Origin of the sequence: Nocardiopsis halophila DSM 44494 (assembly GCF_000341245.1) — a bacterium.
Lineage (GTDB): Bacteria > Actinomycetota > Actinomycetes > Streptosporangiales > Streptosporangiaceae > Nocardiopsis_A > Nocardiopsis_A halophila.
In genome coordinates this window covers 1-22,589 of record NZ_ANAD01000066.1, presented here as the reverse complement: position 1 = coordinate 22,589, position 22,589 = coordinate 1, and the positions used below count along the sequence as shown (strand labels likewise).

Here is a 22,589-nt window from a genome sequence, read left to right as displayed (position 1 = left end):
CTGCGATGCCCTCCCGGCCCCTGCCGGTGGCCTCCGGCCGCCGGACCCTGGCGGTGCTGGCGCGGCAGGTGCGCGCGGTCCGCCTGACCGGGGCCGCCGCCGTCGCCGCCAGCGTGGCGGCCAACGCCTGCGTGCTCGCCGGCCCCTGGGCGCTGGGCCTGCTGGTGGACGCGGTGGTCGACGGCGGGGGCACCGGGCGCGTGCTGGCGCTGGCCGGGGTCATCGCCCTCGCCGCGCTGGCCGGGGGCGTGCTCGCGGCGCTGGAGTCGGTGCTGCTGGCGCGGGCCGGGGAGAGGGTCCTGGCGCGGCTGCGCGAGGCGGTGATGCGCAGGGCGGTGCGGCTGCCGGAGGAGCGGCTCTCCCGGCTCAGCCCCGGCGACCTGCTCTCCCGGGTCGGCGACGACGTGGCCCGGACCTCGGAGGTGGTGCGCGAGCGCGCGCCGCTGGTGCTCACCTCGCTGGTGCTGGTGGTGCTGGCGCTGGGCGGGATGGCCGCCCTGGACTGGCGGCTCGGGCTGGCGGGCGCGTGCGCCCTGCCGGTGCACGCGCTGGCGCTGCGCTGGTACCTGCCCAGGTCCGCGCCGATGTACGCCCGCCAGCGCGCCCAGCTCGGCGACCGGGCCCAGGCGCTGGTCAGCTCCCTGCAGGGGGCGCCGACCGTGGAGGCCTACCGGCTGCGGGAGCGGCGCTCCGCCCTGGTCGCCGAGCGCTCCGCCGCCGCCCGGGACACCGAGATCGGGGTGTTCGGCCTGTTCAGCCGGTTCATCGGGGGGATGAACGCGGCCGAGTGCGTCGGGCTGTCGATGATCGTGGCCGTGGGCTTCTGGCTGGTGGGGACCGAGCAGGCCACCGTGGGCGCGGTGACCGCGGCGGCGCTGCTGTTCCACCGGCTCTTCGACCCCTTCGGGGCGCTGATGACCAGCTTCGACGACGTGCAGTCGGCGGGGGCGAGCCTGGCGCGCATCGCCGGGGTGCTCGACCTGCCCGAGCCTCCCGAGCCGGCCGATCCGGCCCGCCCGGCGCACGGCGGGGTGCGGGTGCGCGGGGCGGTGCACCGCTACGAGGACGGGCCCGCGGTGCTCGACGGGGTGGACCTGGACATCGCCCCGGGGGAGCGGGTGGCCCTGGTGGGGGCGAGCGGGGCGGGCAAGACGACGCTGGCCCGGGCGGTGGCCGGGCGGCTCGCGCCGACCGGGGGGCGGGTGCTGCTGGGCGGCGTCCCGGTCGAGCGGGTGCCCCGCACGGACCTGCGCCGGCACGTCGCCATGGTCAGCCAGGAGTCCCACATGTTCTCCGGGACGCTCGCCGAGAACGTGCGCATCGCCGACCCCGGCGCCGACGACGAGCGGGTGCTGCGGGCACTGGAGCGGGTCGGCGCCCGCGCCTGGGCGCAGGCGCTGCCGGAGGGGATCGCCACCGCGGTGGGGGAGAACGGCACGCGGCTCACCGCCGACCAGGCCCAGCACGTGGCGCTGGCGCGGCTGGTGCTGGCCGACCCGGCGGTGGCGGTGCTGGACGAGGCCGGTGCCGAGGCCGGGAGCGCGGGCGCCCGGGGCCTGGAGCGGGCGGCGCTGGCCGCCACCGAGGGCAGGACGGCGCTGGTGGTGGCGCACCGGCTGCCCCAGGCGGTGGGCGCGGACCGGGTGGTGGTGATGGAGGCCGGGCGCGTCGTGGAGACGGGCCCCCACGCCGAGCTGGTGGGGCGCGGCGGCCCCTATGCCGACCTGTGGAAGGCCTGGAGCGACGGCCGCTGAGGGCGGGGGTGCACCGCACCACGGCGGTGTGCAGTGCAGCACGATCGCCTCCGGGGGGTCCGCCCGGGGGGCCCACGGAGCCACCATGTGGCTCCTGAATTCGCCCTGTCCCCCGCGTGCGGATCGGAGGCCCCCGTGCCGGACGACCTCTCCTCCCCGATCTACCTCCCGGTGCTGCTCGCCGTCCTGGCGGCCATGCTCGGCCTGGGCGTGTGGGTCGCCCGGCGCGCCCGCAGCGGGGAGGACTTCCTGCTGGCCGGACGCAGCCTGGGCACCCCGCTGCTGCTCGGCACCACCCTGGCCACCCTGGTCGGCACCGGCTCCAGCCTCGGCGCCGTCGGGTTCGGCTACGAGAACGGCTGGGCCGGGGCGCTGTACGGCATCGGCGGCGCGGGCGGGGTGCTGCTGCTCATGTGGCTCTTCGCCGACGTGCGCCGGCACGGCTTCATGACCTTCTCCGAGGAGATGAGCTCCTACTTCGGCGCCAGCCGGGCGGTCAAGGGGGTGGTCTCGGTGGTGCTCGTGCTGGCCTCGGTGGGCTGGCTGGGCGCGCACATCCTGGGGGGATCGCTCTACCTGTCCTACCTGACCGGCATGGACCCCCAGCTCGCCAAGGTCGTGGTCGCCGCCGGGTTCGGGCTGTACACGGTGGTCGGCGGCTACCTGGCGGTGGTCGTCACCGACGCGGTGCAGGGCACCGTGCTCTTCATCGGCTTCACCGTGCTGGCCGTGCTGGCGCTGGCGGCGGCGGGAGGGCCGTCCGGGCTGACCGAGGGGGTGCCCGCCGAGGCCTCCTCCCTGCTCGGCATCGAGGCGCTGGGGCCGGTCCCGGCGGCGTCGCTGGCGGCGGTGGTGGCGGTGGGCGTGCTGGCCACGCCGTCCTACCGGCAGCGGATCTACTCGGCGCGGGACACCGCCACGGTCCGCCGGAGCTTCGCCTGGGTCGGCGGGCTGTTCGCGGCGTTCGCCCTGCTGCCGGCGGTGGCGGGGATGTCCGCCCGCGCCCTGGCGCCGGGCCTGGACAACCCCGACATGGCCTTCCCCTACCTGGCCACCACCCTGTTCCCCGTCTGGGTGGGCGCGTTCCTGCTGGTGGCAGGGCTGTCGGCGACCATGTCCTCGGGCGACTCCGACGCGGTGGCGGCCACCACGATCCTGCTGCGCGACGTGGCCCACCTGGTCACCGGGCGGCTGCCCCGGTCCGCGGACATGGTGCGGCTGTCCCGGCTGTGCCTGGCCGGCGTGCTGCTGCTGGCGCTGCTGTGCGCGCTGGCGGCCACCACGATCATCGACTACATCACGCTGATGATCTCCACCGTGCTCACCGGGCTGCTGGTCGCCTCGCTGCTCGGCCGCTTCTGGAGGCGGGCCACCTGGCAGGGCGCGCTGGCGGCGATGGCCGGCGGCTCGGCCGCGGCGCTGGCGGTCGAGGGCACCGCCTCCTGGTCGGAGTCCTGGGGCAACCCGGTCTTCCCGTCGATGGCGGCGGCCCTGGTGTGCGGGGTTGCGGTGAGCCTGGTGACGCCGCCGACGCCGATCACCCGGGAGGAGGCGCGGGAGCGGCTGGCGCGGGAGCGCGCCCGGATGGACGTGGGGACCACGCTCCGCGCCGGCGGGGAATGAGGCGNGGCGGCCGCGCCGGGCCCCGCCCGCTCCCGGTGCGCGGTGCGGCCTCAGCGCACCAGCACGGTGTCGTAGACGTCGAGGTGGCCGCTCTCCCACAGGTGGTCCATCGCCTTCAGGCCCACGCGTGCGCAGCCGTGGGAGGCGGGGTAGGGCGGGACCGACCCGTAGCCGTGGACGGCGATGCCGCCGTTGAAGTACTTGGGCCGGTAGAGCGCGCCGAGCGGGCCCGGGTCCCAGGCGTCGACCTCGCGGAACACCTGGTAGCTCCCGGTGGGGGTGGTCGCGATGTGCCGCTCGCCGCGGGAGGTGTAGGGCTCGCCGGAGCCGGTGGAGGTGCTGAACACCTCCTGCACCTGCCCGTCCTCGACGGTCATCAGCAGCTGGCGGTCCAGGTCGATCTCGACCGCGCGGCCGCTGGAGGTCTGGGCGGAGGGGCGCGCGCCCTCGTCGAGCGCGGCGCGGGTGTCGGGGCCCACGATCCCGTCGCGGTCGATCCCGGCGGCCTTCTGCAGGGCCTGCACCGCCAGGGAGGTCTCGGTGCCGAATTCGCCGTCGGCGGTGCCGAGCCAGTAGCCCAGGCCGCTCAGGCGCTCCTGGAGGGTCTGGACCTCGGGGCCGGAGTCGCCGGCGCGCAGCAGGTCGGAGGCGGGGGCGACGGCCGCGTAGGCGGTGCCCGCGGGTGGGGCGTCGGGGAGCGGGACGACGGCGGCCGCCAGGGCGAGCGCCGCGACCGTGGCCGCACGGCGGGGGGAACGTCGTAGGGTCATTTCCCTCTTTTACCCCTCTTTNGGGGGGAACGTCGTAGGGTCATTTCCCTCTTTTCCCCCTCTTCCCCCCGCCATTACCGGCCTGCTCCCTTAAGCTCGGGCGCCTCTGAGTGAAGGCCCGGTGAACGGGGCGGGCAGGGGTGCGTGCAGGAGCCCGGCCGGCCCCGTGCGACGGGGCCGGCCGGTGCGGGGCCGGTCCCGGTCAGCCCTGCAGGGCCGCGACGGCCTCCTCCGCTGCCTGGGCGATCAGCTCGTCCTCGGACTCGGCGTCCTCGGTGTCCTTGGTGGAGTAGACCGCCAGCACGATCGGGTCGCCCTCCGGGGGCCACATCACGGCGATGTCGTTGCGGGCGCCGTAGCCCGGCATCCCCGACTTGTCGCCGACCTTCCAGTCCTCCGGCACCCCGGCCCGGATCAGGGTGTCGCCGGTGGTGCTGCGGACCATCATGTCGGCGAGCGCCTCGCTCTTGTCCTCCTCCAGCGTGTCGCCGAGGACGTACTCCTCCAGATTCCCGGCGAACGCCCGCGGGGAGCTGGTGTCGCGCTCGTCGCCCGGCTTGTTCTCGTTCAGCTCGGTCTCCCAGCGCGAGGAGACGGTCACCTCGTCGCCGAGCTCGCGCATCGCCTCCTGGAAGCCCTCGGGGCCGCCGATCTCCTCCAGCAGGAGGTTGGCCGCGGTGTTGTCGCTGTAGCGCAGCGCCGCGTCGCACACCTCCATCAGCGTCATCCCCGTGTCCACGTGGTCCTCGGTGATGGGCGAGTACGTGACGAGGTCCTCCTCGTCGAAGTGGACGACGGTCTCCTCCATCTCCTTGAGGGAGTGCTCCTCCATGACCGCGCCGCACGCCGGCACCTTGAAGGTGGAGGCGTAGGCGAAGCGCTCGTCGGCGTTGTAGGCGACCTCCTCGCCGCTCCCCGTGTCCAGCGCGTAGACGCCCAACCGGGCGCCGAACTCCTCCTCAAGGCGCTCGAAGCCGGCATCGGCGCCGGCCTCGGCGCCGGTCTGCGACGTGCCCGCGGTCGGGGCCGCCTCCTCCTGAGGGGAGCAGGCGGCGGCGGGCACCACGGCCGCGGCGAGCAGCGCGGGCAGCGCACGTTCGATCAGCATGGTTCGGCCTTCCTCATCTGCGGCGGTACGGCGATTCGGAAGGGCCCCGGGAACCCTGCCCAGCAGTCTGGCCCGCGGATCGGATGCTGTCCAAGACGGAAACGGCGCCTTCCATGCCGCAGCGGCATAAGGTGAGCCCATGGACCTCGTCGCCGCCTGCAGGGCGTTCGTCCACGTGAGCGAGCAGGGCAGCTTCACCCTGGGGGCGGCCGCCGCCCGGGTGGCCCAGCCGGTGGCCAGCAGACGGATCGCCGCGCTCGAGCGCCACCTGGGCGGGCGGCTCTTCGACCGGTCGAGCCGCAGGGCGCGGCTGACCCCGTTCGGCCGCGAGATGCTGCCGGCCGCGCGCCGCCTGGTCCGGCTGGCCGAGGCGATGGAGGACGCCGCCGAGCAGGCCCGCAACGCCCCGCTGCGGCTGGCCGTGCCGGAGGTGTGCACCACCGGCGACCTGGCCCTGCTGGACGTGCGGGCGCGCCGCCTGGGCCTGCGGCTGGACCTGGAGGCGGCGCCGCCGGCGGTCCGCACCGAGCTGCTGCGCTCCCAGGAGGTGCGCGCGGCCCTGGTCGCGGTGCCCGAGGCCGAGGCGGTGTGGCGGGTGCCCCTGGGGGCGGCCTCGGCCACCGAGCCCGAGGGGGCGGCGGTGTACCTGGAGACGCTGCGCTCCGGGCGCACGGGGCGGTCCCCGGGGCCCGGGCGGCCGCGTCGGCTGTGGATCCAGCCCGAGGACGACGTGCCGCACGTGCGCGACCGCGTCTTCCGGCTGCGCGACCGGGCGGGGCTGCGCCCGGCCCAGGTGGCCCTGGCCCGCACGCTGGCCGGGGCGCTGGCCGAGGTGCTCGACGGCGGCGACCTGCTGCTGGCGTCCGAGCGCCAGGCCGACGACCTGGGGCTGTACTGGCGCCCGGTGGGCGAGGAGGACCTGGCGCGCGGGTTCGACGCGGCCACCAGCGGCGGCGAGGACCCCGGCCGGCTGCGGGGGCCGCTGCGCGCGGGGATCGCGCGCTGCCTGGGGGCCGACGGCGGCGGGGAGGCCGCCGAGGGGACCGGAGAGGAGGGCGCGGAGTGCGGGAAGAGGCCTTCCTGAGACGGCTGCGCGAGGAGCTGGACGAGGGCGGACTGCGCGGCTCGTTCCTGGTGCGCGACCTGGACTCGGGCGAGGAGATCGGGATCGAGCCCGACCTGGAGTTCAGCACGGCCTCGCTGGTGAAGGTGCCGCTGGCGACGGCGGTGCTGGAGCGGGTCCGGCGCGGGGAGCTGGACCCCGCCCGGCAGGTGCTGCTGACCCCGGGGGTGGACGTGGTCCCGGGGCCGACGGGGATCAGCCGCTTCCGCCACCCGGTGAGCATCGCGGTGGAGGACCTGCTGTACCTGAGCATGGCCGTCAGCGACAACGCCGCCTCCGAGGCGCTGTTCGCCCTCACGCCGCCGGCCGAGGTGGCCGGGCTGCTCAAGGAGCTGGGCCTGGACGGCATCACCATCCGCAACACGCTGCGGCACCTGCGGGACACCCCCGAGGCCCACCTGGCCCCGGCCGACGCCCACCTGGCGCAGCGGCTGGCGATCGAGGCGGGCACCGAGGGGCGCGGGCACAGCGTCCCCCAGCTGGACGTCACCCGGGCCAGCGCCGGGTCCGCGCGGGCCTACGCCGACCTGCTGCAGGAGCTGTGGCGGCCGCGCACGCTGGACGCCGGGACCGCCGAGCGGGTGCGCGGCCTGATGGCCGCCAACACGCTGCGGCAGCGGCTCGCCCCGGACTTCGCCTCGGACGCGGCGCGGTGGTCCTCCAAGACCGGGACGCTGCTGAACCTGCGCCACGAGATCGGCGTGGTCGAGCACGACGGCGGCGGCGCCTACGCGGTGGCGGCGCTCACCGAGTCGCGGGTGGCGGCCATCGTGCAGCCGGAGGCGGAGGCGCTGATGGGGGCCGTGGCGCGGCGCCTGCGCGACCGCCTCCGGGCGGCGCGGGCGTGAGGCTCAGACCGCCGACCAGCCGTTGTCCACCGGCAGCACGGCGCCGTTGATGCTGCTCGCGGCGTCGGAGGCCAGGAAGACGACGGCCGCGGCGAGCTCGTCGGCCTCGGCGACCCGGCCGATGCCGGCCGTGTAGGCGCCCAGGACCCGCGGGCCGGCCGCGGAGGCGTCGGCGTCCACCCGGATGCCGGTGGCGGTACCGCCGGGGGCGACCGCGTTGACCCGGATGCCCTGGTCGCGGTACATCACCGCGGTCGACTTCACCAGCCCGACCACCCCGTGCTTGGCGGCGGTGTAGGCGGCCCCGGCGGCGCTGCCGCGCAGCGAGGCCTCCGAGGCGGTGAACACGATCGCGCCCGAGCCCCGTTCCAGCATGTGCGGCAGCACGGCGCGGGTGAGCAGGAACGGCGCGGTCAGGTTCACCCGGATCAGGCGTTCCCACAGCTCGTCGGTGACGTCGGCGGCGGCCGACATGTCGTCCATGATCCCGGCGTTGTTGACCAGCACGTCGATGCCGCCGAAGCGCTCGGCGGCGGTACCGGCGACCCGGTCCACGACCTCCTGCCGGCTCAGGTCGCCCACGACCGCCCCGGCGGTCCCGCCGGCGGCGCGGACCTCCTCGGCGGCGCGCTCGGCGGCCGCCGCGTCGATGTCGGCGATGAGGACCTTCGCGCCCTCTTCGGCCAGGCGCAGGGCGGCGGCCCGGCCGATGCCGGACCCGCCCCCGGTGACGACGGCGCTCTTGGACTCCAGCCCGGTCCGCATGGCGGGGCTCCCTTCGGTGGTGGTGCGCGGTGTGCGCGGGGGTGAGTGGGTGCGTGGGGGACTCTTTCTGTCATGGTACGACTATTTGTCGCTGAGTGACATTTTGTCGGAGGGTGCTCCGCCGCACGGCTAGCCTGAGGCCCCGAGCACGCCCGAGGACGGAGGAGGGACCGGTGCNCGCCCCCCGCCGATGAGCGAGCGCCGCAGGCAGGCGGTGCGCACCGAGATCGCCCGGGCCGCCACGGAGCTGTTCGCCGAGAAGGGGGTGGCCGCCACCACCGGCGAGGACATCGCCGCGGCGATCGGTGTCTCCGCGCGCACCCTCTGGCGCTACTTCCCCAGCAAGGAGGGGTGCGTCCGGCCGCTGCTCACCTCCGGGCTGGAGGCGATGGCCGGGTGGCTGCGCACCTGGCCGCGCGGCACCGGCCTGCTCGCCCACCTGGAGGACCGGGCCGCCTTCGCCGGAGAGGCCCCGGCGGCCGGCCCGGTCACCGCCCTGATCCGGATGACCCGCACCGAGCCGGGACTGCTGGCCGTGTGGCTGGACGTGCACCGCGAGGCCGAGGGGGTCTTCGCCGGCATCCTCGCCGAACGCACCGGCCGCTCCGCCGACGACCTGGAGGTGCGCGTGCACGCCGCCTCCCTCAACGCGGCCCTGCGCCTGGGCGCCGAGGAGTCGGCACTCGGGGAAGGGGAGGCCCCCTCCTACGCCGCTGCGCTCCACACGTCCCTGCACACCCTGGAACGGGGACTCCCCCTCCTCCGGGAGTGAACGGCCCTCGCGGGTTCACTCCTCCGCCAGGCGGGCGGCCAGGCCGTGGGCCAGGTGGTCGAGGAGGGCGCGGGTGCGGCGGGGGAGGAAGGCGGTGGCGTCGGTGACCGCGAACACGTCGGCCGGCGGGGTGGGCACCTGCGGCAGCACCTGCACCAGGCGGCCGCTGCGGATCAGCGGCAGGGCGTGCCAGGCCGACCGGAGCATCAGGCCCCGCCCCTCCAGGCACCAGCCGACGATCACCTCGCCGTCGTTGCCGGCCATGTCCCCCGAGACCCGCACCGCCGTCTCGTCGCCGGGACCGGTGCCGAACCGCCAGACGCCGAAGTCGGCGTCGTTCTCCTTGATCACCAGGCAGTTGTGGCCCGACAGCTCGGCCGGGGTGCGCGGGGCGCCGTGGGCCTCCAGGTAGGAGGGGGCGGCGCAGACCAGGCGCCGGTTGGGGTGCAGCCGCCGCAGCCGCAGCCGGGCGTCGGGCGGCGGTCCCACCCGGACCGCCGCGTCGTAGCCGGACCCGGCGATGCTGAAGGCGTGCTCGGACAGGGTCAGCTCCACGCCGACCCCGGGGTGGGCCTCGGCGAACTCCCGCAGCAGCGGGGCGATGTGGTGCCGCCCCAGACCCATGGTGGAGTGCAGGGCGATGGGCCCCTGCAGCCGGCCGGAGGACCGGCCGACCCGCTCCTCCAGGTCGGCGCGGTCCTGCAGGATCCCGCGGGCCCCCGAGGCGTAGAGCTCGCCCGCCTCGGTGAGGGAGAGCCTGCGGGTGCTGCGCCGGACGAGCTGGGCGGCCAGGCGCTCCTCCAGGCGGGTCAGGCGCTTGCTGACCGCCGAGAGGGTGACGCCCCACTCGCGCGCGGCGGAGGTCAGGCTCGGCGAGCGCGCGACGGCGGCGAAGAACTCCAGGTCGTCGAGGTCGGAGAGGGCCGTCATCGCCTTCTTTCCGCACAGGCAAGGGAGCGTTGATCCGCGCGGCATTCTCTCACGGCTTGTTGCCCGGTAGCTTCGATCCGCCAGGCACCGGAAACCGGAGAGGAGCCCGCATGAGCCGCAGGTACCGGATCGCCGTGATCCCCGGAGACGGCATCGGCACGGAGGTCGTCCCCGAGGGCGTGCGGGTGCTGCGCGCCGCCGCCGAGGCCTACGGCTTCGAGCTCGACCCGGTCGAGTACGGCTTCGCCTCGGCGCCCTACTACGAGCGGCACGGCGCCATGCTCCCCGAGGGCTGGTTCGAGGAGCTGGTGCGCCACGACGCGCTCTTCCTCGGCGCCGTGGGCTGGCCGGCGACCGTGCCCGACCACGTCTCGCTGTGGGGGAGCCTGCTGCAGTTCCGGCGGCGCTTCGACCTGTACGCCAACGTCCGCCCGGTCCGCCTGATGCCGGGGGTGCGCAGCCCGCTGGCCGGGCTCGGCCCCGGCGACATCGACTTCCTGGTGGTCCGCGAGAACACCGAGGGCGAGTACAGCTCCATCGGCGGGCGGATGTTCGAGGGCACCGAGCGCGAGACGGTCGTCCAGGAGACGGTGATGACCCGCACCGGCGTCGACCGGATCCTGCGCTACGCCTTCGGGCTGGCGCGCGGCCGGGAGCGGCGGCTGACCTCGGCCACCAAGAGCAACGGCATCTCCCAGACCATGCCCTACTGGGACGAGCGGGTGGCCGCCATGGCCGCCGCCTTCCCCGACGTGGCCGTGGAGAGCTACCACATCGACATCCTCACCGCGCACTTCGTGCGCGACCCGGGCCGGTTCGACGTGGTCGTGGCCAGCAACCTGTTCGGCGACATCCTCTCCGACCTGGGCCCGGCCTGCGCCGGCACCATCGGGATCGCGCCCAGCGCCAACATCGACCCCGAGCGCCGCTACCCGAGCCTGTTCGAGCCGGTGCACGGGTCGGCGCCGGACATCGCAGGAAAGGGGATCGCCGACCCGGTCGGCCAGATCTGGAGCGGCGCGATGATGCTCGAGCACCTGGGGGAGGCCGAGGCGGCCGCGGGGGTGCTGCGCGCGATCGAGGAGGTGCTCGCCGGGGACCCGGCCGTGCTCACCCCGGACCTGGGCGGAACCGGGACCACGGCCTCGCTGGGCAAGGCGGTGGCCGAGGCGGTCGCATGAGCGCGCCCGCCACGATGCTGCCCGGGTTCGCCGCCGCCGACGTGGAGGTCGCCACCGACGCCGGCCCTCCGCTGCGGATCCGGGCGGCGACCGCCGGGAGCGGTCCGCCGCTCCTGCTGCTGCACGGCCACCCCCAGACCCACGCCACCTGGCGGGCGGCGGCCCCCCGGCTGGCCGAGCGCTTCACGGTGGTCGCCCCAGACCTGCGCGGGTACGGGGATTCGGGAAAGCCGCCCAGTGACGACGCGCACCTGGCCTACAGCAAGCGCGCGATGGCCCGGGACCAGGTGCGCCTGATGCGCGCGCTCGGGCACACCTCCTTCGCCGTGGCCGGGCACGACCGGGGCGGGCGCGTCGCCCACCGGATGGCCCTGGACCACCCGGCGGCGGTCGAGCGGCTCGCGGTCCTGGACATCGCGCCCACCGCCACCATGTACGCCCGCACCGACCGGGAGTTCGCCTCCCGCTACTACTGGTGGTTCTTCCTCATCCGCCCGGCGCCGCTGCCCGAGGAGATGATCGCCGGGGCGACCGAGACCTTCCTGCGCACCCACCTGCGCGAGCAGAGCGGCACCCCGGGGGTGCCCGAGGAGGACCTGGCCCGCGAGTACCTGCGGTGCTACCGCGACCCGGACACGGTGCGGGCCGTCTGCGAGGACTACCGCGCCGCCGCCACCGTCGACCTGGAGCACGACGCCGCCGACGCTCGGGAGGGGCGCCTGCTCACGCGGCCCCTGCTGGCGCTGTGGGGGGCGCGCGGCACCGTGGGGCGGCTGTACGACGTCCCGGCCACGTGGAGGGAGGTCTCCGGGGCGCCGGTGGACGGGGAGGCCCTGGACTGCGGGCACCTGGTCCAGGAGGAGCGCCCCGGGGAGACCGCCGCGCGCCTGGAGGCGTTCCTCGCCCCGGAGCCGGATCACCGGTAGGAGAGCCGCCGCAGCAGGACCTCGGCTGGGCCGCGGCGCCCCGCGCGGCGCATCGCCTCGGCCGCGGCGAGCGAGACCGCCCATACGGCGGCGGCGACGCCGAAGGCGCCGGCCAGGCCGAGGCGGTCCTGCAGCCCCAGGCCGTAGGAGCGGAAGACCAGGAGGAACGCGGCGCTCTGGAAGAGGTAGAAGGTCATCGACCGCTGCCCCAGCGCCTGGAGCGCGGCGGTCGTGCGCCCGCCGGAGCGCGCTGCGGCGATCGCGGCCAGAGCGATGGCGGCGGCGAGCCCCATCCCGCCGAAGAAGCCGGTCAGCGGTTGGAGGAGGGCGGCGGTCCACAGCGCGCCCGCCGAAGCGGGGGTCCACACGTCCAAGTGCACCAGGATCGCCGGGACCGCGCCGGCCACGGACAGGGCCTGGGTGGCGACGACGGCGCGGATCAGCAGGGTGCGGTGCCGGGCGGGCTCGTCCAGCACGCCCAGGCGTGCCGCCCACATACCGAAGACGATGGGCGGAGCGACGGCCACACCGCCGAAGAGCAGGGAGAAGGCCCAGGCCGGGAGGCGCTCGGCGTACACCTGCGCCAGGTCTCCGGTGACGGGGGGAACCGCTCCGATCTCGAAGGTCCACACGCCCTGCGACATCGCCGTCCACGTCCCCATGCCCACCGAGAGGGTCGCGGGCACCAGGAGCGCGAAGCCGGTCCACAGCAGCGTCCGCCGCCGGACCCGCAGCAGGGCGATGAGCGGCACCGAGACGGCCCCGTAGACCGCCAGGATGTCGATCGGCACGACCAGCGTGTGCACGGCGCCGAAGACCACCAGCCACCCGCCGCGGCGGCGCAGCATGCGCCGGACGCCGGCGGGGTCGTCCCCGCCGCGGGTGCGCCGGTCGAGCATCTGCACCAGGGCGTAGCCGAACAGGAAGGCGAACATCGGCCGCGCGTGGTTGCCCACGGCGACCTCGTACAGGGCCAGGGCGGCGCCGTCGGCCGCGGCAGGACCGCGGTCGACGGCGGCGACGAACAGCGGGGCGTGGGCGCAGGCGATGGCCAGCAGCATGGCGCCGCGGGCCAGGTCGGGGGCCAGGGCGCGGGCCGGGGCCAAGGTCGCGGTGGCGGTCACGGCGCCTCCTTCCGCCAGGTGGATGAACCACATGCTATGACGTGTAAATCATGTGCTGTCGTCCGTGACCGGTTGCGGACATGTTCGGCTTGATATGCTTTGCAGATCATGCGCACCGGTGCGCACGGGAGGGCGGTGGCGACATGGCGGCGGACGGCACGGCCGCGTACGGCCCCGGGGGCCGGGGCTTCTACGGCGCGGTGACGGTGAGCGAGCGCGGCCAGATCTCCCTGCCCGCGCAGGCCCGGCGCGACCTGGGCATCACGCCGGGGACCAAGCTGCTCGTCCTCGGCGACCCCGAGCAGGGCCTGGCGCTGATGACGCTCGACCGCCTCATGGCCAACCTGCAGGGGTCCAACGCGCTCCTGAGCATGGTCCGCGAGCACATGGCCGGGGACCCGGACCAGGGGACGGGGGACGAGGAGTCGGGCGACGGCGGGTCAGCCGACGGCGCGGCGTCCTGACAGGCGCGCCGGCCCTTCGGCCTCCGGGGTGCCCTCTTCGGCGCTGAACACGTGCACGACCAGGCCCGTCACCCCGGGCCCGGCCGGGCCGTGCAGGGCGCGGTGGCGGGGCCGGACGAAGTCGAGGAGCCCGGCGAGGTCGACGCGCGTGCTGGCGGCGATGGGGGACATGGCGCGATCCTAGCGCCCGAATACCTCGTGCTCACGGATCCGGCCACCCTCCCTCGGGTGGCCGGATCCGGCCGGGGAGGGATCCAGGACGCCGGTGCGCCCGCTGAACTCGCCAGAGGTGGACGGGCGGCCCGGGAAGCCGGGGATGCGCTTTCCTCCGGTGCCGTGACGGGGGGTTCCCAGTGGGTGCGCGTGATGTCTACCGTTCGAGGTGTGGGAGCGCTCCCAAGCGGTGGCGCCGCCGCTTGGGAGCTCCCTCCCCGGCAGTGCCGCCGTCCCTGACCCGACGCCCGCCCTCCGCTCCTCCCGCTCCCCGCGCGCCCGTTCCGGCGCCCTCTGCCGCGTCCCGCGCCGGGAGGGGAGCACCCCCTGGAGGTATCCCCCATGAGCCCCCGGCACCGACCCCTGCGCCTGCTCGCGGGCGTGCTGACCGCCGCGCTCGCCGCGGTGCTCGCGCCCGCCGCCCCCGCCCACGCCGCCCCCTCCTGCTCGGTCGACTACGAGGTCGCCGATGAATGGGACGGCGGCTTCACCGCCGCCGTCACCGTGGTCAACGGCGACGAGCCCGTCTCCGACTGGTCGCTCGGCTGGACCTTCCCCGACGGCCAGCAGATCACCAACGGCTGGAACGGCGGCTTCTCCCAGGACGGGGCCGACGTCACCGTCTCCCACCCGTCCTGGAACCCCGACCTGGACCCCGGCGAGGCCGCCTCGTTCGGGTTCCAGGCCTCCCTGTCCGGCGCCAACGGCGCGCCCACCGGATTCACCCTCAACGGCACGCCCTGCGGCGGCGAGGGCGGGAACACCCCGCCCGAGGTCGCGCTGACCGCGCCCGAGGACGGCGCCGTACTGCTCGCCGAGGACACGGTCGGTCTGGCCGCCGAGGCCTCCGACGCCGACGGGGAGGTCGAGCGCGTCGTCTTCCAGGCCGACGGCACCGAGATCGCCTCCGACGCCACCGCCCCCTACACCGCGGAGTGGTCCGGCGCCGAGCCGGGCCGGTACTCGCTGACCGCGACCGCCGTCGACGACGAGGGGGCGGCGACCGCCTCGGCCCCGGTGGCGGTGGAGGTGCTGGCCGAGCCGACGATCACCGCGCGGCCCTCCTCGGTCACCGTGCGCCAGGGCGGGTCCTCCTCCTTCACCCTCGAACTGTCCAACGCGCCCGAGGACGCCGTCCAGGTGGAGGTGGCCCGCACCGGCGGCAGCGGGGACATCACCGTCGCCGACGGCGCCTCGCTCTCCTTCGGCCCCGGCGACTGGGACGAGCCGCAGGAGGTGACGGTCGCCTCCGCGGACAACGGCGGCGAACCGGCCTCGGCGGTGCTCACCGCGTCGGCCGGGGGGTACGGCTCCGCCGAGGTCGAGGTCACCGAGATCGGCGGATCGGCCTCCGAGTACGACGAGGCGTTCCTGGAGCAGTACGACAAGATCAAGGACCCCGACAACGGGTACTTCCGCGAGTTCGGCGGGCTGCCGGTGCCCTACCACTCGGTGGAGACCCTCATTGTGGAGGCGCCGGACCACGGGCACGCCACCACATCCGAGGCGTTCAGCTACTACCTGTGGCTGGAGGCCGCTTACGGCAGGGCGACCGGTGACTGGGAGCCCTTCACCGACGCGTGGGCGTCGCTGGAGGAGCACATCGTCCCGGGCACCGCGGACCAGCCCACCAACGCCGCCTACGACCCGTCCTCGCCGGCGACCTACATCCCCGAGCACGACGAGCCCCAGGGCTACCCGGCCGCGCTGGACCAGAGCGTGCCCACGGGCGAGGACCCGCTGGCCGAGGAGCTGAGCGGAACCTACGGCACCGACGAGGTCTACGGCATGCACTGGCTGCTCGACGTGGACAACACCTACGGGTACGGGTTCTGCGGCGACGGGTCCGACGACGCGCCCGCCTACATCAACACCTTCCAGCGCGGGTCGCAGGAGTCGGTGTGGGAGACCGTCCCGCACCCCTCGTGCGAGACCTACGCGCACGGCGGCGAGAACGGGTTCCTCGACCTGTTCACCGACGACCGGCAGTACTCGCAGCAGTGGCGTTACACCAACGCGCCCGACGCCGACGCCCGCGCGGTCCAGGTGGCGCACCTGGCGCAGACGTGGGCCGAGGAGCAGGGCAACGCCGGCGCCGTGGCCGGGGTGGTCGACGACGCCGCCCGCATGGGCGACTACCTGCGCTACGCCATGTACGACAAGTACTTCAAGCGGATCGGCGACTGCGCCGGGGAGCACGAGTGCCCCGGCGGGCAGGGCAAGAACAGCGCCCACTACCTGATGTCCTGGTACTACTCCTGGGGCGGCGCCATGGAGAGCGCGCAGTACCCGTGGGCGTGGCGGATCGGCGGCAGCTCGGCCCACCAGGGCTACCAGAACCCCATGGCCGCCTACGCCCTGTCGGAGACCGAGGCGCTCACCCCCGCGTCGCCGACGGCCGCGGAGGACTGGGCCACCAGCATGGACCGGCAGCTGGAGTTCGTGCAGTGGCTCCAGTCGGCCGAGGGGGGCATCGCCGGGGGCGCCACCAACAGCTGGGCCGGGCGGTACGCCGACCCGCCCGACGACGCGGCCCGGTTCTACGGCATGTACTACGACTGGCAGCCGGTCTGGCACGACCCGCCGTCGAACAACTGGTTCGGCTTCCAGGTGTGGAGCATGGAGCGGATCGCCCAGCTCTACAGCACCACCGGCGACGAGCGCGCCGGGGAGATCCTCGACGCCTGGGTCCCTTGGGCGCTGGAGAACACCGAGATCGGGTCCGGCGGGGAGTTCGCGGTCCCGTCCGATCTGGAGTGGTCCGGCCGCCCCGACGACTGGACCGGTTCGCCGACCGGGAACCCGGACCTGCACGTGGAGGTCGCCTCGCACGGGCAGGACGTCGGCGTGGCCGCAGCACTGGCCAAGACGCTGATGCACTACGCCGCCGGGTCGGGCGACACCGCCGCGCGCACCGCCGCCGAAGGGCTGCTCGACGCCCTGCTGGAGCACCGGGACGACCTCGGCATCGCCGTCGAGGAGACCCGGGCCGACTACGCGCGCTTCGACGACGAGGTGTACATCCCGCAGGGCTGGTCGGGCGAGATGGCCAACGGCGACCCGGTCGGGCCCGGGGCCACCTTCACCTCGATCCGGTCCTTCTACCGGGACGACCCGCAGTGGCCGAAGGTCGAGGCCTACCTGGAGGACCCGGACGGGCCCGCTCCCTCCTTCACCTACCACCGGTTCTGGTCCCAGACCGAGATCGCCACGGCGTTCGCCGTCCACGACGAGCTGTTCGGCTGACGGCGGCGAACGGAAAGGAGGAGACCCCATGCGACGCCGACTCGCGGCACTCGTCCTCGCCGCCGTCCTCGCCGCGGTCCCGATGGCGGCCGCCCCCTCCGCCGGGGCGGACCCCGCCCCGGCGGCCCCGGCCCCGGCGGGCACCGGCGACGGCCCCTGGAGCGCGGAAGGCGCCCAGCTCGTGGACGCCTCCGGTGCCCCGGTCCGGATGACCGGTGTCAACTGGTTCGGTTCGGAGACCGAGACCTACGCCCCGCACGGGCTCTGGGCCCGGAACCTGGAGGCCATGGTCGCCCAGATGGCCGAGCTGGGCTTCAACACCATCCGCCTGCCCTACTCCAACGAGGCGCTCGACCCGGGCGCCGAGCCCTCCGGTATCGATCTCGAACTCAACCCCGGCCTGGAGGGCCTGTCCGGACTGGAGATCATCGACCGCGTCGTGGAGGAGGCGGACGCGCACGGCATGCGCGTCGTGCTCGACCGGCACCGCCCGGCGGCCGACGCCCAGTCGCCGCTCTGGTACACGCCCGAGGTGCCGGAGAGCGAGTGGATCGAGGACTGGACGATGCTCGCCGAGCGGTACGCCGGCGACCCCACCGTCATCGGCGCGGACCTGCACAACGAGCCGCACTCCACCGCCGACGGGCAAGGGGCGTGCTGGGGGTGCGCAGACCCGGAGCGGGACTGGCGCCTGGCCGCCGAGCGCGCGGGCGAGGCCGTCCTGGAGGCCAACCCGGACTGGCTGGTCATCGTCGAGGGCGTGGACTGCGTCCCCGGCACCCCGGCGCCCGAGTGCGGCTGGTGGGGCGGCAACCTCTCCGGCGTCCCGGAGCACCCGGTGCGCCTGAGCGAGCCGGACAAGCTCGTCTACTCCGCGCACGAGTACGCCACCTCGGTCGCCGACCAGGACTGGTTCGACGACCCCGCGTTCCCGGACAACATGCCCGGTCTGTGGGACGCCTTCTTCGGGCACATCGAGCACGACGGGGCCGCCCCGCTGCTGCTCGGCGAGTTCGGCACCACCCTGCAGGATCCGCGCGACGGGGTCTGGCTGGGCGAGCTCATGTCCTACCTCGGCGAAGGGCCCACCGGGACCGACTTCACCTACTGGTCCTGGAACCCCAATTCCGGGGACACCGGCGGCATCCTCCAGGACGACTGGACCACCGTCGACCAGGACAAGTACGCCTACCTGGAGCCCTACCTGCTGCCGCCCGGCGGCGGGGACGGCGGCGGTCCGCCGGACGGCGCCGCGTGCACCGTCGACTACCGGGTCACCGACGCCTGGGACGCCGGCTTCACCGCGGAGGCCGTGCTGACCAACGACGGCTCCACGGCCCTGGAGGACTGGACGCTGACCTGGACGGCCCCGGAGGGCGTGCGGGTCGCGAACGGGTGGGGCGCCCGGGTCTCGCAGGACGGGGGCACCGTCACCGCCTCCGCCCCCGACTGGGCACGCGCACTGGACCCCGGTGCCTCGTCGGCCGTCGGCGTCCAGGCCACGGGGCCCTCGGCACCCGCACCCGATGACTTCCGGATCGGGGACACCGACTGCGCCGCCGCCTGACGGCGGTGGCCGCCCCGGTCCGGAAGGGGCGGCGCCCGGCCCCCGGGCGCCGGTCCCAGCACCCCCATCCCCCCGGCCCGCCGCACTGACACCGCGCGGCGGGCCACCCCCAGAGGAGGATCGATGAGATCACACACCCATCGCCGGGACCGGCGGTGGCCGGGACGGGCCGCGGCCGGCGTCTCGGCGCTCGCCCTGGGCGCGGCCGCGCTCGCCGTGGGCTCCCCGGCGCAGGCCGCCGAGGGCTGCACCGTGGACTACACGGTGGCCAACGACTGGGGTTCCGGCTTCACCGCGAACGTGGCGGTGACCAACCTCGGCGACCCGCTGGACTCCTGGAAGCTGGAGTGGGACTTCCCCGGGGACCAGCAGGTCACCAACGGGTGGAACGGCACCTTCGCCCAGGACGGCGCCCACGTGGAGGTGACCGGCTCCGGGCACAATGCGACCCTGGGCACCGACGCCACCGCGCAGTTCGGGTTCAACGGGAACCACAGCGGCGACAACGCGGTTCCGGGGACCTTCACCCTGAACGGCGTGGAGTGCGACGGCACCACCGATCCCGGCCCGGACCCGGACCCCGATCCGGACCCGGACCCCGAGCCGGGGGAGCGCGTCGACAACCCCTTCGCGGGCGCCGACACCTACGTCAACCCCGTGTGGTCCGAGAACGCCGCCTCCGAGCCCGGCGGCGAGGCCGTGGCCGACGAGTCCACCGCCGTGTGGATGGACCGGATCGGCGCCATCGAGGGCAACGACAGCCCCACCACCGGCGACATGGGCCTGCGCGACCACCTCGACGCCGCCCTGGAGCAGAGCTCCGGGGACCGGCCCATGGTGATCCAGACCGTGATCTACAACCTGCCCGGCCGGGACTGCGCCGCGCTGGCCTCCAACGGCGAGCTCGGCCCGGAGGAGATCGGCCGCTACAAGGAGGAGTACATCGACCCCATCGCCGAGATCCTCGGCGACGAGAAGTACGCCGACCTGCGCATCGTCGCCACCATCGAGCCCGACTCGCTGCCGAACCTGGTCACCAACGTCGGCGGCAACCCCGGCGCGACCGAGGCGTGCGACACCATGCTCGCCAACGGCAACTACGAGGAAGGCGTGGCCTACGCCCTCGACACGCTGGGCGAGATCCCCAACGTCTACAACTACGTCGACGCCGGGCACCACGGCTGGATCGGCTGGGACACCAACCTCGGACCGGCGATGGAGCTGTTCTACGAGACCGCGAACTCCCACGGTGCCTCGCCGGACGACGTGCACGGCTTCGTCACCAACACCGCCAACTACTCGGCGCTGACCGAGCCGCACTTCGACGTGGGCGACACGGTCGGCGGGCAGCAGATCCGCCAGTCGGACTGGATCGACTGGAACCAGTACGTCGACGAGCTGACCTTCGCCCAGGGGCTGCGCGAGGAGGCGGTCTCCGTCGGGTTCAGCGCCGACACCGGGATGCTGATCGACACCTCCCGCAACGGGTGGGGCGGCGCGGAGCGGCCGTCGGGCCCCAGCTCCTCGACCGACCTGAACACCTTCGTCGAGGACAGCCGAGTCGACCGCAGGATCCACGTCGGGAACTGGTGCAACCAGTCCGGCGCGGGGCTGGGCCACCGGCCCGCCGCCGAGCCCGAGCCGGGGATCGACGCCTACGTCTGGGTGAAGCCGCCCGGCGAGTCGGACGGCTCCAGCGAGGAGATCCCCAACGACGAGGGCAAGGGCTTCGACCGGATGTGCGACCCCACCTATGAGGGGAACCCGCGCAACGGGAACAACCCGTCCGGCGCCCTGCCGGACGCCCCGCTGGCCGGCCACTGGTTCTCCGCGCAGTTCCAGGAGCTCCTGGCCAACGCCCATCCCTCCGTGTGACCGGATTCCGGTGACCGGCCGCGCCCCCGCCCCCTCCTTCCCCCCTCCGGCGGGGGCGCGGCCACGGGCGGGGCGCGGCCGGTCTCAGTCCCCGGCGGCCGCGACGGTCATCTCCATGGACAGGCTCTCGCCCGGCTCCAGGACGGCCAGGCCCTCGCCGCTGTTGAAGGCGTCGGGGGCGCAGGTCATGGGCTCCACGGCGACGGCGCGCCGGTGGTCCGGCCCGCCGGGCAGGTGCAGGGTGTACACCTGCACCCACCGGCACCGCGGCGACCAGCCGATGCGCACCCCGCCGCCGGGCCCGTCCAGCACCGCCTCGCCGGGCCCCTCGGGGGCCCCGGTGAAGGCGTGGTCGACCACCGCGCCGCCGACGGCGCGCGGCGCCGTGAAGTCGAGGCCCTGCTCGTGCGCCGGCACGCGGCCGGTGGGGATCAGGTTCCCGTCCACGGTGAGCACCTCCCGGCAGGGCAGGTGCAGGCTCCAGTCGTCGCAGGCGCCGTCCCCGGCCGTGAAGTAGGGGTGGGCGGACAGGCCCGCGGGGGCGGCCTCCCGCCCCAGGTTGGTGGCGGTCAGGGTGAGGGAGAGGCCGTCCTCGCCGAGCGCGTAGTGGGCCCGCACCCCGAGGGTGAACGGGTACCCGGGGCGGGGCCAGACCACGTCGGACAGGGTCAGGGCCGTCTCGGAGGCCTCCTCGGCCTCCCAGCGGTCCCACACCGCCAGGCCGTGCAGCGCGGTGCCGCGCCCCGGCTCGTCCACCCCGAGCCGGTGCTCGCGGCCGGCGAACCGGTAGGCGGCGCCGGCGATCCGGTTCGGCCAGGGGGCGAGCACCGCGCCCGAGAAGCGGGGGAAGGGGACGGCTCCGGACCGGTCGAACACCAGGTCGCGGCCGCGGTGGCGGAGCCCGCGCAGGGCGGCGCCCTGTTCGGTGACGACGGCTTCGTAGGGCCCGGCGGCCAGGCGGTGCCGGGGAACGTCGAGGGGGGCGAGGGGCGTGTCGAGGGGCATGGCGGGCAGGGTACTCACCCGGTCGGCACCACCTCCACGGGGGTCGTCAGGACGCGGCCCTCGCCGACCGTGCGCGGCGCCCCGGTGACGGTGAAGCGGGCGGACAGCGGCAGGTCCTCGCTGGAGCGGCCCGCCGCCAGGGTGAACGCGCCCGGCTCGACGATGCGCGCGCCCCCGCGCCCGGTGAAGGAGGTGCGGTCGGCGTGCAGCCGGAACCGCACCCGGCGCGCACCGCCGGCCGGGACCCCGATGCGGGCGTAGCCCACCAGCTCCCGCTCGGGGCGGGTGACCTGCGCGGTCTCGTCGGTCAGGTAGAGCTGGACGACCTCGTCGCCGTCCCGCCCGCCGGTGTTGCGTACCGTCACCTCGGCCGCGAGCTCCCCGTCGGCGGGGATCGAGGCGGTGCTCAGCCGCAGGTCGGACAGGGCGAAGGAGGTGTAGGACCGGCCGTGTCCGAAGGGGTAGAGCGGCGAGGGGTCGAGGTCGGAGATGCCCGCGCTCGCCCGTCCCAGCGGCGGCGCCAGGTAGGGGGCGGGCTGGCCGCCGGGGTGGCGGGGCACCCCGATCGGGAGCCGGCCCCCGGGGTTCACCCGGCCCGACAGCACCCCGGCGATCGCCGCCCCGCCCTCCTCGCCGGGCAGGAACGCCTGGACCAGCGCGGCGCACCCCTCGGCGTAGGCGCCCAGCGCATAGGGCCGGCCGGACACGCAGACCAGCACCACCGGGGTGCCGGTGGCCAGCACGGTCTCCACCAGCTCCCCCTGGGCGCCGGGCAGCGCGAGGTCGGGGGCGTCGCACCCCTCGCCGGAGGTGCCCCGGCCGAACAGCCCGGCCAGGTCGCCGACCNGGGCCGCCGCCGCGGCCGCGGGGATCTGCGAGCGGTCGGCCTCGCGCACCGGGACCCCGTCGGCCTGCTCCACCCGGGCGCGGGGGAACTCGGCGCGCAGCGCCTCGGCCAGGGAGTCCACCCGCACCCCGGTGCCCCGGTCGGCGGAGCGGGACAGCACGTGGTTGGGGAAGGAGTAGCAGCCCAGGAAGGTGCGCGGCTCGGCCCCGCAGGGGCCGACGAGCGCGATCCGGGCGCCGGTGCCGGGGTCCAGCGGCAGGGCGCCGCGGTTCTCCAGCAGCACCACCGAGGCCTCGGCGGCCTCCCGGGCCAGCGCGCGGTTGGCGGGGGAGTCCAGGTCCACGTCGCCGCCGCCGTCCTCGGGGACCGCCCGCCACCCGGGGTCGAGCAGCCCCAGCCCGGCCTTCTGCCGGAGCACCCGGCGGACCGCGCGGTCCACCAGGCGCAG

The 22,589-nt window shown here is 75.2% G+C and carries 19 protein-coding genes; 11 read left to right on the top strand and 8 right to left on the bottom strand.

The window, feature by feature from the left end; translation table 11 throughout:
- Positions 1 to 5: 5 nt before the first annotated feature.
- Positions 6 to 1,754, top strand: coding sequence for an ABC transporter ATP-binding protein (locus D450_RS0108595; RefSeq protein WP_017538258.1), 1,749 nt, complete (start codon positions 6 to 8; stop codon positions 1,752 to 1,754).
- A gap of 195 nt (positions 1,755 to 1,949) precedes the next feature.
- Positions 1,950 to 3,377, top strand: a complete 1,428-nt coding sequence (locus tag D450_RS0108590; protein WP_241483101.1) for a sodium:solute symporter family protein — start codon at positions 1,950 to 1,952, stop codon at positions 3,375 to 3,377.
- Positions 3,378 to 3,427: 50 nt separating this feature from the next.
- Here D450_RS0108590 and D450_RS0108585 read toward each other — a convergent pair whose 3' ends face one another.
- Positions 3,428 to 4,147 carry a L,D-transpeptidase family protein gene (locus tag D450_RS0108585; protein ID WP_017538256.1) on the bottom strand — a complete coding sequence of 240 codons (720 nt, stop codon included), beginning with the start codon at positions 4,145 to 4,147 and terminating at the stop codon, positions 3,428 to 3,430.
- A gap of 202 nt (positions 4,148 to 4,349) precedes the next feature.
- On the bottom strand, positions 4,350 to 5,255 hold the full coding sequence (bla, locus tag D450_RS0108580; RefSeq protein WP_017538255.1) for a class A beta-lactamase: 906 nt from the start codon (positions 5,253 to 5,255) through the stop codon (positions 4,350 to 4,352).
- 139 nt (positions 5,256 to 5,394) lie between these two features.
- On the opposite strand from bla, the gene D450_RS0108575 reads away from it, so the two are divergent.
- On the top strand, positions 5,395 to 6,339 hold the full coding sequence (locus D450_RS0108575) for a LysR family transcriptional regulator (RefSeq protein ID WP_017538254.1): 945 nt from the start codon (positions 5,395 to 5,397) through the stop codon (positions 6,337 to 6,339).
- Positions 6,318 to 7,226 (top strand): serine hydrolase, encoded by a 909-nt coding sequence (locus D450_RS0108570; RefSeq protein ID WP_017538253.1) that lies wholly within the window; start codon positions 6,318 to 6,320, stop codon positions 7,224 to 7,226. The genes D450_RS0108575 and D450_RS0108570 overlap by 22 nt, the downstream gene beginning before the upstream one ends.
- 3 nt (positions 7,227 to 7,229) lie before the next feature.
- On the opposite strand, the gene D450_RS0108565 is transcribed toward D450_RS0108570, so the two are convergent.
- Positions 7,230 to 7,991, bottom strand: coding sequence for an SDR family NAD(P)-dependent oxidoreductase (locus D450_RS0108565; RefSeq protein WP_017538252.1), 762 nt, complete (start codon positions 7,989 to 7,991; stop codon positions 7,230 to 7,232).
- Between the two features lie 190 nt (positions 7,992 to 8,181).
- Between D450_RS0108565 and D450_RS0108560 the strand changes: the two genes are divergently transcribed.
- Positions 8,182 to 8,763: a TetR/AcrR family transcriptional regulator gene (locus D450_RS0108560; protein ID WP_017538251.1), complete on the top strand. Its 582-nt coding sequence runs from the start codon at positions 8,182 to 8,184 to the stop codon at positions 8,761 to 8,763.
- 15 nt (positions 8,764 to 8,778) lie between these two features.
- Here D450_RS0108560 and D450_RS0108555 read toward each other — a convergent pair whose 3' ends face one another.
- Positions 8,779 to 9,693 carry a LysR family transcriptional regulator gene (locus D450_RS0108555; RefSeq protein WP_017538250.1) on the bottom strand — a complete coding sequence of 305 codons (915 nt, stop codon included), beginning with the start codon at positions 9,691 to 9,693 and terminating at the stop codon, positions 8,779 to 8,781.
- Between the two features lie 110 nt (positions 9,694 to 9,803).
- Between D450_RS0108555 and D450_RS0108550 the strand changes: the two genes are divergently transcribed.
- Both D450_RS0108550 and D450_RS0108545 read left to right on the top strand, forming a co-directional pair.
- Positions 9,804 to 10,874, top strand: a complete 1,071-nt coding sequence (locus D450_RS0108550) for a tartrate dehydrogenase (RefSeq protein ID WP_017538249.1) — start codon at positions 9,804 to 9,806, stop codon at positions 10,872 to 10,874.
- Positions 10,871 to 11,800 carry an alpha/beta fold hydrolase gene (locus D450_RS0108545; protein WP_017538248.1) on the top strand — a complete coding sequence of 310 codons (930 nt, stop codon included), beginning with the start codon at positions 10,871 to 10,873 and terminating at the stop codon, positions 11,798 to 11,800. The genes D450_RS0108550 and D450_RS0108545 overlap by 4 nt, the downstream gene beginning before the upstream one ends.
- Here D450_RS0108545 and D450_RS0108540 read toward each other — a convergent pair.
- The gene (locus D450_RS0108540; protein ID WP_017538247.1) at positions 11,791 to 12,957 is read right to left on the bottom strand and encodes a DUF418 domain-containing protein; all 1,167 of its coding nucleotides are present in this window, start codon (positions 12,955 to 12,957) and stop codon (positions 11,791 to 11,793) included. The genes D450_RS0108545 and D450_RS0108540 overlap by 10 nt on opposite strands.
- A gap of 110 nt (positions 12,958 to 13,067) precedes the next feature.
- Here D450_RS0108540 and D450_RS0108535 point away from each other — a divergent pair, with 110 nt between their 5' ends.
- Positions 13,068 to 13,388 (top strand): AbrB/MazE/SpoVT family DNA-binding domain-containing protein, encoded by a 321-nt coding sequence (locus tag D450_RS0108535; RefSeq protein ID WP_017538246.1) that lies wholly within the window; start codon positions 13,068 to 13,070, stop codon positions 13,386 to 13,388.
- On the opposite strand, the gene D450_RS34565 is transcribed toward D450_RS0108535, so the two are convergent.
- Complete coding sequence (locus D450_RS34565; protein WP_017538245.1) at positions 13,365 to 13,559, bottom strand: hypothetical protein; 195 nt, start codon at positions 13,557 to 13,559, stop codon at positions 13,365 to 13,367. The genes D450_RS0108535 and D450_RS34565 overlap by 24 nt on opposite strands.
- Positions 13,560 to 13,943: 384 nt before the next feature.
- On the opposite strand from D450_RS34565, the gene D450_RS0108520 reads away from it, so the two are divergent.
- The 3 genes from D450_RS0108520 (at position 13,944) to D450_RS0108510 (ending at position 20,289) form a co-directional block, all read left to right on the top strand.
- Positions 13,944 to 16,847 (top strand): glycoside hydrolase family 48 protein, encoded by a 2,904-nt coding sequence (locus tag D450_RS0108520; protein ID WP_017538244.1) that lies wholly within the window; start codon positions 13,944 to 13,946, stop codon positions 16,845 to 16,847.
- Between the two features lie 28 nt (positions 16,848 to 16,875).
- Complete coding sequence (locus tag D450_RS0108515; RefSeq protein WP_017538243.1) at positions 16,876 to 18,414, top strand: cellulase family glycosylhydrolase; 1,539 nt, start codon at positions 16,876 to 16,878, stop codon at positions 18,412 to 18,414.
- A gap of 123 nt (positions 18,415 to 18,537) precedes the next feature.
- The gene (locus tag D450_RS0108510; protein WP_017538242.1) at positions 18,538 to 20,289 is read left to right on the top strand and encodes a glycoside hydrolase family 6 protein; all 1,752 of its coding nucleotides are present in this window, start codon (positions 18,538 to 18,540) and stop codon (positions 20,287 to 20,289) included.
- An 84-nt stretch (positions 20,290 to 20,373) separates the two neighbouring features.
- Here the strand turns inward: D450_RS0108510 and D450_RS0108505 are convergent, their stop codons facing one another.
- Both D450_RS0108505 and D450_RS0108500 read right to left on the bottom strand, forming a co-directional pair.
- On the bottom strand, positions 20,374 to 21,294 hold the full coding sequence (locus tag D450_RS0108505) for an aldose 1-epimerase family protein (RefSeq protein ID WP_017538241.1): 921 nt from the start codon (positions 21,292 to 21,294) through the stop codon (positions 20,374 to 20,376).
- Positions 21,295 to 21,308: 14 nt separating this feature from the next.
- Entirely contained in the window at positions 21,309 to 22,424 is a 1,116-nt protein-coding gene (locus D450_RS0108500; RefSeq protein WP_449289456.1) for a glycoside hydrolase family 3 C-terminal domain-containing protein, read from the bottom strand.
- Positions 22,425 to 22,589 lie beyond the last annotated feature (165 nt).

Bases quoted from the DNA above. Each gene is read 5' to 3' on its own strand.
- D450_RS0108585 (WP_017538256.1), bottom strand. From the start codon at position 4,147: ATGACCCTACGACGTTCCCCCCGCCGTGCGGCCACGGTCGCGGCGCTC.
- D450_RS0108515 (WP_017538243.1), top strand. From the start codon at position 16,876: ATGCGACGCCGACTCGCGGCACTCGTCCTCGCCGCCGTCCTCGCCGCG.
- D450_RS0108565 (WP_017538252.1), bottom strand. From the start codon at position 7,991: ATGCGGACCGGGCTGGAGTCCAAGAGCGCCGTCGTCACCGGGGGCGGG.
- D450_RS0108520 (WP_017538244.1), top strand. From the start codon at position 13,944: ATGAGCCCCCGGCACCGACCCCTGCGCCTGCTCGCGGGCGTGCTGACC.
- D450_RS0108540 (WP_017538247.1), bottom strand. From the start codon at position 12,957: ATGTGGTTCATCCACCTGGCGGAAGGAGGCGCCGTGACCGCCACCGCG.
- D450_RS0108575 (WP_017538254.1), top strand. From the start codon at position 5,395: ATGGACCTCGTCGCCGCCTGCAGGGCGTTCGTCCACGTGAGCGAGCAG.
- D450_RS0108545 (WP_017538248.1), top strand. From the start codon at position 10,871: ATGAGCGCGCCCGCCACGATGCTGCCCGGGTTCGCCGCCGCCGACGTG.
- D450_RS0108555 (WP_017538250.1), bottom strand. From the start codon at position 9,693: ATGACGGCCCTCTCCGACCTCGACGACCTGGAGTTCTTCGCCGCCGTC.
- bla (WP_017538255.1), bottom strand. From the start codon at position 5,255: ATGCTGATCGAACGTGCGCTGCCCGCGCTGCTCGCCGCGGCCGTGGTG.
- D450_RS0108535 (WP_017538246.1), top strand. From the start codon at position 13,068: ATGGCGGCGGACGGCACGGCCGCGTACGGCCCCGGGGGCCGGGGCTTC.
- D450_RS0108550 (WP_017538249.1), top strand. From the start codon at position 9,804: ATGAGCCGCAGGTACCGGATCGCCGTGATCCCCGGAGACGGCATCGGC.
- D450_RS0108590 (WP_241483101.1), top strand. From the start codon at position 1,950: ATGCTCGGCCTGGGCGTGTGGGTCGCCCGGCGCGCCCGCAGCGGGGAG.
- D450_RS0108560 (WP_017538251.1), top strand. From the start codon at position 8,182: ATGAGCGAGCGCCGCAGGCAGGCGGTGCGCACCGAGATCGCCCGGGCC.
- D450_RS0108595 (WP_017538258.1), top strand. From the start codon at position 6: ATGCCCTCCCGGCCCCTGCCGGTGGCCTCCGGCCGCCGGACCCTGGCG.
- D450_RS0108505 (WP_017538241.1), bottom strand. From the start codon at position 21,294: ATGCCCCTCGACACGCCCCTCGCCCCCCTCGACGTTCCCCGGCACCGC.
- D450_RS0108510 (WP_017538242.1), top strand. From the start codon at position 18,538: ATGAGATCACACACCCATCGCCGGGACCGGCGGTGGCCGGGACGGGCC.
- D450_RS34565 (WP_017538245.1), bottom strand. From the start codon at position 13,559: ATGTCCCCCATCGCCGCCAGCACGCGCGTCGACCTCGCCGGGCTCCTC.